Consider the following 12,556-nt stretch of genomic DNA (forward strand, 5'->3'; position numbering starts at 1 on the left):
GCCCGAAAGCGGCGAGGGGGCGATCACGGTGACCGGCGGCAGTTCGGTCGGGGCGGGCGTCTGGGCTCGCACCATCGTCAGCGGCGCTGCGGCTCCGATGGCGGTGAGCATGGCCGCAGCGCCGCGCGTGGTGACCGAACCAGACAAAAATCGTGTTGCTGTACGCAACAACGTACCAGCCATAGCGCCCACCCCGTCGTCGCGGTTCGGCTTCTTCCCCGACGAACCATGGCTTGAAGACTGCGGGAGCGGTTGGGCTTTGGCAAACAAGATGTGTCCCGGCGAGACGGGATTCTTTTCCACTCATGATCGGGAAAAATTCCCGATGCCGGGCCGCAAGCGCGATCACGGGGCGGCGTCGGGCCTTCACGCGGCCGACCGGGCGATTTCCGGCCGGCCTTTTGCCGGTTGGTGCCTAAAAGGCAGGCATCCCCGCCTCTCCGAACCGGCGCATCTAGTCCTTGAACTCGCAGCCGAGCCGCTGCAGCGCCTCATCGACCCAGCGACGGTCGCTGGTGCCGGCGAGGATCTGCTCGATCGCCTTCTCCTCGGTTGCCTTCTTGGCTTCGGTCAGCTTGCAGATGGCCTCGGCGTCGTCATGGGGCACGCAGAGCACGCCGTCGTCGTCGGCCACGATGAGGTCGCCGGGCTCGACGATCATGCCGTCGATCGAGATGGTGCAATTGATCTCGCCCGGGCCGTCCTTGTAGGGCCCGCGATGGGCGACGCCGGCGGCGAACACCGGGAAGGATCCGGCGCGGATCGCGCCGGCGTCGCGGATCGAGCCGTCGATCACGAAGCCCGCCACGCCTTTCTTTTCGGCCAGCGTCGACATGATCTCGCCGATGATGGCGTTGACCAGCACGCCACCGGCATCGACCACGATGACGTCGCCCGGCTGGGCGAGGTCGATCGCCTTGTGCACCATCAGGTTGTCGCCGGGACGAGTTTTCACGGTCAGCGCCGGGCCGCCGAGCCAGCCGCCCGCATGCATCGGCCGCAGCCGGTTGGTGCCCGCGATCCGCGACATCACATCGCTGATGTTGGCGACCGGCAGCGTGCGGTAGCGCGCGACGAGGTCGGGCGAGACTTTCCGCTTCGCCCTGTGAATTGCAAATCCTATGGCCATCGGTTTTCTCCGGGGTTTGGGTTGTGCGTGACGATAGATGAGTTCTGGTTGGATAGGCTTGCCGGGATCTCGGCTCACCTCTCCCCGGCGGGGAGAGGTCGGATTGCGAAGCAATCCGGGTGAGGGGTCTTGTTTCCCTTCATAGAGCGTAACCCCTACGCGCCGACCTCTCCCAAGGGAGAGGTGAATCTCCGATGCCGGCCCGGATCAACGCAGTCTCGTCATTCTTCAACGCGCGCGGCGGTCGAGATGGGCGTTGAGGCGAGGATAGACGCGGCGGGCGTTGCCTTCAAAGATCTTGGCCTTGTCTGCGGCGCTCAGCGGCAGCGCGTCGATGTAGCGGCGGGTGTCGTCGAAGTGATGACCGGTTTCGGGATCGATGCCGCGCACCGCCCCGACCATTTCAGACGCGAACAGGATGTTCTCGACCGGGATCACCCGCGTCAGCAGCTCGATGCCGGGGAGGTGATAGACGCAGGTGTCGAAGAACACGTTCTTCAACAGATGCTCCGACAGCGGCGGCAGCTTCATGTCCTGCGCCAGGCCGCGATAGCGGCCCCAATGATAGGGTACCGCGCCGCCGCCATGCGGGATGATGAACCGCAGGGTCGGGAAGCGCTTGAACAGGTCCGAGGTCAGGAACTGCATGAAAGCGGTGGTATCGCCGTTGAGGTAATGCGCGCCGGTGCCGTGGAAGCAGGGATTGCAGGACGAGGAGACATGAACCATCGCGGGTACGTCGAGCTCGACCATCTTCTCATACAGCGGATACCACCACTCGTCGGTCAGCGGCGGATCGCACCAATAGCCGCCGGCGGGATCGGGATTGAGGTTGCAGCCGACGAAGCCGAGCTGGGTCACGCAGCGCTCCAACTCCTCGATGCAGTTCGCAGGCTTGACGCCCGGGCTCTGCGGCAGCTGGCACACCGGCACGAAGTTCTGCGGAAACAGCGTGCAGACCCGGTGCACGAGATCGTTGCAGATCGTGGTCCATTCGCGGCTGGTCGCTTCCTTGCCGACATGATGCGCCATGCCGGCAGCGCGCGGCGAGAAGATGGTCACATCGGTGCCGCGCTCTCTCTGCAAACGAAGCTGCGCGCCCTCGACGCTGGTGCGGATCTCGTCGTCGGTGATGCCGAGATTGGTGGTGAGCGGCCGGCGCGATTTGTCGGCAAGGCCGGCGAGCTGCTTGTCGCGGAAGATCTGCAGCTTGGCCGGTTCCGTGGTGTAGTGGCCGTGACAATCGATGATCATGGTTGCTTCCTTATTGTCCCATTGGCAGCGTTATCAGTGGCTGACGGTTGACGGGATCGCACTGGTCAAGTCCGTCTCGCGTGGCTTGACGCGCATGGTGGCGGCGATGGCGGAGGCGACGAACAGGAAGCCGGCGATGCCGACCAGCGCCCAGGCGAAGCTTCCGGTGGAATCCTTGATCAGGCCGATGCACCACGGGCCGATCAGTCCGCCGAACTGCGCCAGCGTGTTGACCATCGCGATCGAGGCGGCGCCGGCCGCGCCGGTCAAGAGCGAGGCGTTGATGCTCCAGAACAATGGATTGCCGGCGTTCAGGCTGAAGCCGACGACGCAGAGCAACACGAAGGCCAGCACCGGGCTCGCAACATAGGCGCTGCCGAGCATCGCGACCGCAGCGAGCAGATAGACGGCGGCGAGATGAAACTTGCGGTCGCCGGTCTTGTCCGAGCTGCGGCTGACCACGATGGTGCCGACGACGCCGAGCAGCGGCGGGATCGCCGAGAGGAAGCCGACCTCGATGTTGCTGAGATTGCCCATGCCCTTGATGATCTGCGGCAGCCACAGCAACAGGCCATAGATCCCGACCAGCGCGCAGCCGAACAGCGCCGCCAACAGCCAGACCCTGATATCGAGAACGCATTCGATCAGCCTGTGCTGCCCCTGTTGCTCGATCTCGGCTCGCTCGGCGGCGAGCTCGCCCTCCAGCCACCCGGCCTGCTCCTTGGTGAGCCAGCTCGCCTTGGCCGGGCGATCGGTCAGATAATAGAGCGTGAAGAAGCCGAGCAGAATGGTCGGCACACCTTCGGCGATGAACATCCATTGCCAGCCATGCAGGCCGGCCGTGCCGTCGTACCAGGTCATGATGCTGGTCGAGATCGGCCCGCCCAACACCGCCGAGAACGAGCCGGCGATGATGTATCCGGCGACTGCGCGGGCGCGATAGCGCGAGGGGAACCAGTAGGTGAGGTAGAGCACGACGCCGGGCATGAAGCCGGCTTCGGCGACGCCGAGCCCGAACCGCATCACGTAGAGGCTGAGCGGATTCCAGACAAAGGCGGTGAGCGTGGCGACGAGGCCCCAGGTGATCAGGATGCGCGCCAGCCAGATCCGGGCTCCGAGCCAGTGCAGCATCAGATTGCTCGGCACCTCGAGCACCATGTAGCCGAGGAAGAAGATGCTGGCGGCAAAGCCGAAGATCGCGGGGCTGAGGCCGAGATCCTTGTTCATCGTCAGCCCGGCATAGCCGAGATTGATGCGGTCGAGATAGTTGAAGAACATCATGACGAAGAGGATCGGGATCAGCCGCCAATAGACCCGGCGGATGGTTTGCTGTTCGAGCTCGCTGACGGATGCTTGACCCATTGGAATCCTCCCTTGCTTTTTGTTGTCGCGCCTATGATCCGAACCGGGCGGAGCGCCTGTTATTCGCGGCGATTTCGCATGGCTGACCGGCTGCGCCTGTTGCCCCGCATTATCCCTTGGAGCACCGGCGTTTTGGCGCCAAGATCGGGAAACCGACCGGGGAGGTCAAATACCGCTTTGACCCATCACTTATAGGGAAACGGAATAAGCGATGGATTACAGGCAGCTTCGCTACTTCATCGCGGTGGCCGAAGAACTCAGCTTCAGCCGCGCCGCCAAGCGGCTGCATGTCAGCCAGCCGCCGCTGAGCACGCAGATCAAGGCGATGGAGGAGGAGCTCGGGACGCAGCTGTTGTCGCGGACACGGCGTGCCGTCGCGCTCACCCAGGCCGGACAATTGCTGCTTGAGCACGCGCGGCGCGCCGTCAGCGAGCTCGACCTCGCGTCGGAGACCGTGCGCCGCGCCGCGCGCGGTGAAGCCGGCGCGATCCGTGTCGGCTTCACCGACTCGGTCCCGATGCTCGACATGTTCGCCGAACTGTTCCGCAGCTTCCGCGGCAGCTATCCGCGGGTGAAGATCGAACTCCGGCACATGTCGACGGCAAAGCAGCTGCAAGCGATCGCCGACGCCGAGCTCGATGTTGCCATCATGCGGCCGCCGCTTGATTTCCAGCCCGCGGCCGACTTGCAGGTTCATGTCGTCTGGCGCGACCGGCTGATGGTGTTCCTGCCGCTCGATCATCCGCTCGCTGCTGCGCCCGGCAGGCTGAATGTTGCGGAGCTTGCCGAGCACGAATTCGTCGGCATGGCGGAGAGCGGCTGCGGGGTCGGCGATCAGGCCGCGATGCTGTGCCGGCGGGCCGGCTTCGCGCCGCGCATCGCGCAGGAGGCCCACGAACTGCGCACCGTTCTCAGCCTCGTCGCAGCCGGAATCGGGCTTTCGATTCTACCATCCTGCTATCAGCATGCCGGTGTCATGAACGTTGTCGCGAAAGCGCTGGACACGCCGGATGCCGAAAGCCGCATGCTGGTGGCGATGCGCTCGAACGCCTCGCTGCTGCCGCGGCGGTTCGTCGAATGCGCGCTGCAGGCCGCGTCACGCAGCGCGCCGCCGCTCGTCAAGGTGGCGGCTGTCGGTGGGTGAGGGGCCAGCCAGGTCGTCGGGTCTCGTCGGCCAACTCGCCGCGTCGGTCAGGCGCCGTCGTGGCCCGGGTTCTCGAGGCTGAAGGTCTCGGACTGCTCATCATAGGCGAACAGCTCGGCATACCGGCCCCAGGACACGATGGTCTTGAGTGTTTCGTCCGCATAGTCCTCCGACATGTAGTCTTCGAGCTCGTTGCGGAAGCGCGCGGCCGGCGCCATGTGCGAGGGCCGTTCGTCGAGCACGCGGCGGATCAGGCTGATGACGGGCACGTAGTTGGTCAGGTGCTCGGCGAACAGCTTTTTGCGCGCGTCGGTGTCGAGGTGAGCGAATCGGACGCCGGCTTCGGTGAGCACCAGGTCGCCCTCGCTGAGTTGGGCAAAGCGCAGGAGCTGCAGCGTTTCGCCGAGATGCAGGATCTCGTCGGTCTCGAGCTGAAGCTGGCTCGCCAGAACCGGCAGGTCGGCATGCCCGCCATAAGGCGGTCCGGCCAATGTTTCGATCAGACCCGACAGCACGTTGGACGAGACGTGGTCGAGCACCGTGCCGACGCCCGCTCCCGGAATTCCGGCCGCCGACGGCGACTTGGGTTCCTCGCGCTGTGTCATGCGTGCATAGAGCTGTTCGACGAGTTGGCGGAATGTCGGATCCAGCCGGTTGCGCGGATGCTTGAGATCGATCTTGAACTCGGCGGCGACGCGTCCCGGATTCGACGAGAACACCAGGACCCGGTCGCACATGAGCACGGCCTCCTCGATGTTGTGCGTCACCATCAGCACCGACTTGATCGGCAGCCGGCCCTCGATCCAGAGATCGATCAGGTCGGTGCGCAGCGTCTCGGCGGTCAGCACGTCAAGCGCCGAGAACGGCTCGTCCATCAGGAGCAGGTCGGGATGTACGACCAGCGCCCGGGCAAACCCGACACGCTGGCGCATGCCGCCGGACAATTCCTTCGGATAGGCGGACTCGAAACCGTCGAGGCCGATCAGGTCGATCGCAGCCAGCGCGCGCTTGCGCCGTTCGGTGGCATCGACGCCGAGTGCTTCCAGTCCGAGCTCGACGTTCTGCAGCACCGTCAGCCAGGGGAAGAGTGCGAACGATTGGAACACCATGGCGACGCCGTTGGGCGGCCCGGCGATCGCCTCGCCCCGGCAGGTCGCATTGCCGGATGACGGCGCGACGAGGCCCGCAATGATGCGCAGCAGGGTCGACTTGCCCGATCCGGAACGGCCGAGCAGGCCCACGATCTCACCGGCATGGATGGTGAGGTCGACCTTTTCGAGCACCAGCAATTGCTCGCCGCTTCCCTTCGGGAATGAACGCGAGACGCCTTTTATGTCGATCAGGGCAGCTTGCTTGGTTTGGTCGAGCATCAGGATCCCTCTCGATCAGCCGAGGCGAAGGCGTCGCTCGCCGAAGGCGTAGAGCGGGCGCCACAACAGGCGGTTAAACAACGTGACCAGGATGCACATCACGACGATGCCGAGCACAACCCGGGGAAAATCCCCGGCCTCGGTCGCGTGTGCGATATACGCTCCGAGACCGGTGGCGACGAGATGGGTGTCGCCCCAGCTCGCGACCTCGGCGACGATCGAAGCGTTCCAGGACCCGCCCGACGCGGTGATGGCTCCTGTGACGTAGTAGGGGAAAATGCCGGGCAGCACGACCTTCACCCACCAGCGCCATCCGCCGAGATGAAGGCTGCTGGCCGCCTCGCGGAGGTCGGTCGGGAAAGCGGCGGCGCCCGCGATGACGTTGAACAGGATGTACCACTGGGTACCCAGGATCATCAGCGGGCTGAGCCACACATTGGGATCAAGGTGGAAGCGGACGATCAGCACGACGAACACGGGAAACGCGAGGTTGGCCGGGAACGCGGCGAGGAATTGCGCGAGCGGCTGGATCCGTTCGGCGAGCTTCGGCCGCAGCCCGATCGAGACACCGACCGGTACCCAAATCAGTGACGCCAGCGCGATCAGGACGATCACGCGCAGCAGCGTGACGAGGCCATCTCCGATGGCGTCGACGACATCAGACAGTCCGAGCGAGGCGGAGAGGAATTGATATGCCAGCCAGGCCGCATAGGTCGCCGCAGCAACGATCAGCGTAATCCAGATGCCGTCGACAACGCGCGAAGGTTGGCCAGGCTTGCCGCTCGGCCGCAACGCCACCGGCCAGCTGATGCGCATCGTGGAAATCGCCTTGTTCGCCATTGCCAGCGGATAGGTCAGGGCCCGCAGCGCGCGTGTTCGCCGGAACAGATCGAGCATCCACGACGTCGGAGCTTCGCCGGAGGCCGTCTGCTCGAAGCGGAATTTGTCGGCCCAGGCAACGATCGGGCGAAACAGCAGCTGATCATAGGCGATGATGACGATCAGCATGGTGAGCAGCGCGTAGCCGATCGCCGGCAGGTTCTTCTGCTCAATCGCCGTGGCGACATAGGAGCCAACGCCGGGGAGGGTCACGGTCGTGTTGCCGACGGTGATCGCCTCCGATGCCACGACGAAGAACCAGCCGCCGGACATCGACATCATGGCGTTCCAGATCAGGCCGGGCATCGCGAAGGGAACGTCCAGGCGCCAGAACCGCTGCCAGCCCGAGAGGTGGAAGCTCGCGGTCGCTTCGTCGAGATCCTTCGGCACGTTGCGCAGCGACTGATACATACTAAACGTCATGTTCCAGGCCTGGCTCGTGAAGATCGCGAACACGCAGGCGAACTCCGCGCCCAGCACGCGGCCGGGAAACAGGTTCATGAAGAACACGACGGTGAAGGTGAGGAAGCCGAGGATCGGCACCGACTGCAGGATGTCGAGCATCGGGATCAGCACCATCTCGGCGCGTCGGCTCTTGGCTGCGACGGTGGCGTAGACGAAGGTGAAGATGGTCGAGCAGACGATCGCCAGCAGCATCCGCATCGTGGTCCTGAGCGCGTAGTACGCTAGGTTGGCCGGATCGAGCGATACCGGCGTACGTTCAAGTTCGGACAGAGGCGCAGTGGTCTGCTCGCCGCCATAGACGACAAGCACCATCGCACCGACCAGCAGCAACAGCGCCGCCAGGTCCCAGAAATTGGGCCGGAGGGAGACGGGTCCCCAAACGGCTGATCGAACATCCCGAAACGTCATAAGGCCACCTTCGGGGGCAGAACCTGGCATGATTGCGGCCCCACAGGATCGGAACCGGCCCCCAACGGCGGCTTATATGCGGGATTCACGACAGTCGGGTAGTCGGGAGGTGGGCGATCGCCCCCATTTCGGAGGCCAGTAGTCTCCCGGAATGCAGTCTGGCGCTGCTCTTGCATGGCTGAATGTCAGGTGCTGGGGCGCCGATTCGTCGTGGTCTCGCCTGCGACGGCAATGTCGCGGGCGAATGGTTGGTGATGCGCGCCCGCAGCTGATCGACATCTGCGGAGACGAAAAGATGCACGTTGTCACACGTGCGGCAGTCCTGCTTGGGGCGGTGTGGTTGACATCGCCGACCCTGGCGCGCGACGACGGCCGCTACGCCAACTCACCATTAAAGCCCTGGTTTGAAAGCCTGCACAGCGGCTACGGGCAGTGCTGCTCGGATGCCGACGGATATGTGGTCGCCGATCCCGATTGGGAGTCGGATCACGGCCATTATCGCGTGCTGATCGACAGTGAATGGGTTGTCGTGCCGAACGAGGCTGTGATCACCGAGCCCAACAAGATCGGGCGAACCATGGTATGGAAGCACTATATCGACGGCCACCCGCGGGTGCGCTGCTTCATGCCGGGCAGCATGACCTGAGGCGCCGTATCACGCGCGCGTGCGGCGCATGAGGAAGCGCGTGACCACGCCGCCGAGCGTGGCGTGATCGAGCGGCTCGATGAGCGATGCCTTGGCGGTGTCGACCACCGCATCCGGCGCGAGGCCGCGGCGCAGGTCGCACAGCGCGTCGGCATAGTCGGCGGTGAATTCCGGATGCGGCTGCACCGACAGCGTGGTGCCGTTGGCATAGAGCAGCCCGGCATGCGGTGTGAATGCGGATGACATGATGGTGCGCGCGGAGGCGGGCGGGGTGATCACCTGGTCCTGATGTGAGGCGGCCGCCGCGATCGTCGTGCCTTCAAGCAGCCCGTTGTCCGGCGTCAGCTGATAGATATGGCGGCCGATGCCCCAGCCCTTCTCGGATTTGCGCACGGTGCCGCCGAGCGCCTGTGCGATCAGCTGATGGCCGAAGCAGACGCCGACGATCGGAACGCGCTGGTCATGGGCTGTCCGCACGAAGGCTTCGAGCGGCGCGATCCAGGCGACATCGTCATAGACGCCGGACGCCGATCCCGTGATCAGGATTCCATCCAGATTGGCCGGATCCGGCAGCGCCTCGCCCTTGGCGACGCTCACGACGTCGCAGGCAACCGACGGATCGGCTGTGGCCACCATCCGCTGAAACATCTGCGGATAGCTGCCATGACGCTCGCGGAATTGCGGACTGACGAGCCCGGTTTCGATGATGGTGATGCGGGGCATGAAACGCGCTGATGGACGAGCGGGGATGCCTCAGCCTTTACTCCGAAAGTGCTGACCGCCACAAGCCGCGCGCGGCGGCGGTTCAATTCCGCGAGGGTGCCGCCGCGTCGATCGTTGCGGTGTGCTGTGCCGCCGGCGTCGCGCTTGCGATCGCCGGCGTAGTGCTCGTGCTCACGATCGCCGGCGTCGTTGCCACGATCACCGGCTCGGTGCGGTAGCGCGGCAGCTGATCCTCCATCGAATAGCCGACGCAGAGCGCGAGGCTCGACCACACCGCCATGCTGAAATACAGCGACATCCAGGCGATCTCCTCGCGCCACTCGGCGATATCGTGGGTCACGACCCAGCGCCGGCTGACGTCGCGCAGGCCGTCGAGCGGATGCAGCAGGGTGCCGCCGGCGGCGAGGTTGGCGCGCCAGCGGTTCAGATACATCGGGACGTCGACGGTCATCAGGAAGGCGAGGAAGGCGGCGATGCCGACGATCGCCACGATGAACGCCCAGCGCACCGGGCCATGAAACTCCGGCAGCAGCCGGCACAGCGCAATCCCGACCAGAAAAAACACCACGGCCCAGATCGAGTTCTCGATCGCGTTGCAGAGGTAATGGGTGGTCAGCACCGCATACCAGGAGAAGCATTCCGCGATCAGGATCAGCGGCACGATGATCCAGGCGATGTTCACGGTGGTGTCGGCGCCGGTCATGGTGCCGAGCTGATGCAGGATGATCGCCCATTGCGCAGCGAAGCAGACCTCGGCGACGGTGGCGACGGTGCGGCCGACCACGACGCTCGACAGCCAGGTGTCGAACAGGCAGATGCGCTGCACGTCGGCGCGCGGCAGCACCGAACGGAAGGCGCAGCCGAACACATAGGCCGCGCACAGCAGCATCATCAGGCCGATGCCGGAGGTGTTGCTGAAGCTGCCGGCGGCCTGCTCATGGAATTGGCGGTACATCGCGAACCAGATTGCGATGTTGGCGGCGCTGACGAAGCTCAGGAAGCCCCACCACCGGACCACTGGATTTGACCAAGCCAGCGTAACCGGCCGCGCCCGCCACTCCATGCTCATTCACCGCTCCGCGTGTAACCGAATTGATATCGAACTGTAGTAATTCTGTCATAGAAGATGGCGAATCACGACTAAAAAATGCGTGTGGAGCGGGCTCCGGCGGCTCCGATTGTGACAGCGTTTATGACAGCGCGGCGTTTGTGACAGTGGGCGGCAGTCTGGGGTTTGTGACAGTAAGCGTAAGGTGTGCAGTAACCTCCGTCGTCATTCCGGGGCGCGCGGAGCGCGAGCCCGGAATCCATTTCGCCGCGTCAATGCGGCCCAATGGATTCCGGGCCTGCGTGCTGCGCACGTATCCCGGAATGACGGCGGAGGGAGACGGGCTCCCTATCTCTTCGCGATCGTGATCGAATGTAACGCCCGCGCCGGTAGGCAGGCTCGGCGCGATCATCTATTGAACGGCCTTCCTTTTTCTAGCCGAACCCGCACGGGCTGGCTTCACGCGAAGGCGCCCTGTGACGAAGAAAACGACGGCCAGCTACGACCCGCTGCTGCGCAGGATTCATTGGGCCACGGCAGTGCTGTTCATCGCGGCGATGCTGATCGGGCTCTATTGCGGGTTGCAGCCGGCGGGGACCTCGCCGCGGCGCGAACTGCTCGAGGTGCACAAGTCGCTCGGCGTCACCCTGTTCTTCCTGGCGATCCTGCGCCTGATGGTGCGGGCCGCGACCACGGCGCCGCCGGAGCCCGGATCGTTCTCACCGCTGGTCAGGCTCGCAGCAAGGCTCAATCACTGGGCGCTGTACGCCATCCTCTTCGTGATGCCCGTGACCGGATACATGTTCTCGTCGGCCGGTGGCTATTCGCTGCGTTATTTCTGGACTTTCAGCTGGCCGCGGCTGTTCGCGGATAACAAGGCGATCGCGGAGGCCGGCGAGTTGGCACATGGCCTGCTTGCTTATGTCGTCTATGCCGTGGTCGCCCTGCACATTGCCGCGACGCTCTGGCATGTTCTCGTCAAGAAAGACGAGACGCTGGCCCGGATGTGGCCGCGCGCAAGCCGCTGACGCTGCGAGTGGCTTTCAGCCGCGCAGCGCAGTTTCCGGAATGGTGCGGCGAACCACCTCGCGCATCGCGAAGCTGGAATGGATGCGGGCGACGCCCGGCATCCGCGACAGATGCTGCTTGTGGATACGCTCGAAATCGGCGATGTCGCGGGCGATCACCTGCAGATGATAATCGTCGCTGCCCGACATCAGATGGCACGACACGACGTCGGGACAGCGTGCGATCGCGGCTTCGAACGCCGCGAGATAATCCTCGCTCTGCTTCTCCAGCGTGATGGTGACGACAACCGTTGTCACGAGGCCGAGCGCCGATGGTTCGAGGTCGGCGCGATAGCCGCGGATCACGCCGATCTCCTCGAGATGACGGATGCGCCGCGCGCAGGCGGTCGGCGACAGCCCGACCTTCTCGGCCAGCTCGATCTGGCTGGCGCGGGCATCGGCAACCAGCTCGGAGAGGATTCTGAGATCGATACGATCGAGACCGTCCACGCAGTTTTCCTTCAAGAGCTGAGCCGACAACGAAGGATATGAGCGTATCCGGCTGTGGGCAAGCCGGAATTCGCTGAGAAACGCCGTGTGACGGGGCATAGCCTTGCGGTTGGCGAAGACTCATTTTTCAAGGAGCGGACCATGCGCATCGGCGTGCCCAAGGAAATCAAGGTCGAGGAATATCGGGTCGGGCTGACGCCCGCCTCGGTGCGGGAATATGTGGCGCACGGCCATGAGGTCGTGGTCCAGCGCGGCGCTGGCGACGGCATCGGTGCCGGCGACGACGTCTACACCCAGGCCGGCGCACGGATCGCCGATACCGCGGAAGAGGTGTTCTCCGTCGCCGAGATGATCGTGAAGGTGAAGGAGCCGCAGCCATCCGAATGGATCAGGCTGCGCGAGGGCCAAATCCTGTTCACCTATCTGCATCTCGCGCCCGACGTGCCGCAGACCGCGGGGTTGATCGCCTCCGGCTGCACGGCGGTCGCCTATGAGACCGTGACCGACGCGCATGGCGGATTGCCGCTGCTCGCGCCGATGAGCGAAGTCGCCGGCCGGCTCGCAATCGAGGCCGCGGGCGCCGCGCTGCGCAAATCTGCCGACGGCATGGG

General features: G+C 64.6%; 12 protein-coding genes and 1 pseudogene. 4 read left to right on the forward strand and 9 right to left on the reverse strand.

The genetic code is table 11. The annotated features are described in order from the left end of the window. From H8A92_RS36745 to H8A92_RS36760, 4 genes are all read right to left on the reverse strand, one after another. A partial coding sequence (locus H8A92_RS36745; RefSeq protein ID WP_229200164.1) for a hypothetical protein occupies positions 1 to 303 on the reverse strand: 303 nt, incomplete at its 3' end. Positions 304 to 454: 151 nt separating this feature from the next. Then, on the reverse strand, positions 455 to 1,129 hold the full coding sequence (locus tag H8A92_RS36750; protein WP_229200165.1) for an RraA family protein: 675 nt from the start codon (positions 1,127 to 1,129) through the stop codon (positions 455 to 457). 228 nt (positions 1,130 to 1,357) lie between these two features. Further along, complete coding sequence (locus tag H8A92_RS36755; protein ID WP_229200166.1) at positions 1,358 to 2,383, reverse strand: amidohydrolase family protein; 1,026 nt, start codon at positions 2,381 to 2,383, stop codon at positions 1,358 to 1,360. Positions 2,384 to 2,416: 33 nt separating this feature from the next. Continuing rightward, positions 2,417 to 3,745 carry an MFS transporter gene (locus H8A92_RS36760; RefSeq protein WP_229200167.1) on the reverse strand — a complete coding sequence of 443 codons (1,329 nt, stop codon included), beginning with the start codon at positions 3,743 to 3,745 and terminating at the stop codon, positions 2,417 to 2,419. Between the two features lie 211 nt (positions 3,746 to 3,956). Here H8A92_RS36760 and H8A92_RS36765 point away from each other — a divergent pair, with 211 nt between their 5' ends. Continuing rightward, a complete protein-coding gene (locus tag H8A92_RS36765) occupies positions 3,957 to 4,889 on the forward strand; it encodes a LysR substrate-binding domain-containing protein (RefSeq protein ID WP_229200168.1) in 933 nt (310 codons plus the stop codon). A 47-nt stretch (positions 4,890 to 4,936) separates the two neighbouring features. Here H8A92_RS36765 and H8A92_RS36770 read toward each other — a convergent pair whose 3' ends face one another. Beyond that, on the reverse strand, positions 4,937 to 6,259 hold the full coding sequence (locus H8A92_RS36770) for an ABC transporter ATP-binding protein (protein ID WP_163159774.1): 1,323 nt from the start codon (positions 6,257 to 6,259) through the stop codon (positions 4,937 to 4,939). Between the two features lie 15 nt (positions 6,260 to 6,274). Then, complete coding sequence (locus tag H8A92_RS36775) at positions 6,275 to 8,011, reverse strand: ABC transporter permease (RefSeq protein WP_229200169.1); 1,737 nt, start codon at positions 8,009 to 8,011, stop codon at positions 6,275 to 6,277. Positions 8,012 to 8,306: 295 nt separating this feature from the next. On the opposite strand from H8A92_RS36775, the gene H8A92_RS36780 reads away from it, so the two are divergent. After that, positions 8,307 to 8,657: a hypothetical protein gene (locus H8A92_RS36780; protein WP_175068442.1), complete on the forward strand. Its 351-nt coding sequence runs from the start codon at positions 8,307 to 8,309 to the stop codon at positions 8,655 to 8,657. Positions 8,658 to 8,666: 9 nt separating this feature from the next. On the opposite strand, the gene H8A92_RS36785 is transcribed toward H8A92_RS36780, so the two are convergent. Both H8A92_RS36785 and H8A92_RS36790 read right to left on the reverse strand, forming a co-directional pair. Next, on the reverse strand, positions 8,667 to 9,380 hold the full coding sequence (locus tag H8A92_RS36785) for a type 1 glutamine amidotransferase (protein ID WP_229200170.1): 714 nt from the start codon (positions 9,378 to 9,380) through the stop codon (positions 8,667 to 8,669). Between the two features lie 82 nt (positions 9,381 to 9,462). Beyond that, positions 9,463 to 10,443 (reverse strand): hypothetical protein, encoded by a 981-nt coding sequence (locus H8A92_RS36790; RefSeq protein WP_229200172.1) that lies wholly within the window; start codon positions 10,441 to 10,443, stop codon positions 9,463 to 9,465. A 461-nt stretch (positions 10,444 to 10,904) separates the two neighbouring features. On the opposite strand from H8A92_RS36790, the gene H8A92_RS36795 reads away from it, so the two are divergent. Continuing rightward, a complete protein-coding gene (locus H8A92_RS36795; RefSeq protein ID WP_229200171.1) occupies positions 10,905 to 11,456 on the forward strand; it encodes a cytochrome b in 552 nt (183 codons plus the stop codon). 15 nt (positions 11,457 to 11,471) lie between these two features. Here the strand turns inward: H8A92_RS36795 and H8A92_RS36800 are convergent, their stop codons facing one another. Next, the gene (locus H8A92_RS36800; protein WP_163159778.1) at positions 11,472 to 11,960 is read right to left on the reverse strand and encodes an Lrp/AsnC family transcriptional regulator; all 489 of its coding nucleotides are present in this window, start codon (positions 11,958 to 11,960) and stop codon (positions 11,472 to 11,474) included. Positions 11,961 to 12,086: 126 nt separating this feature from the next. On the opposite strand from H8A92_RS36800, the pseudogene H8A92_RS36805 reads away from it, so the two are divergent. Next, positions 12,087 to 12,556 (forward strand): annotated as a pseudogene (locus H8A92_RS36805) (alanine dehydrogenase); the annotation flags it as partial.

It is taken from the genome of Bradyrhizobium acaciae, assembly GCF_020889785.1.
Lineage (GTDB): Bacteria > Pseudomonadota > Alphaproteobacteria > Rhizobiales > Xanthobacteraceae > Bradyrhizobium > Bradyrhizobium acaciae.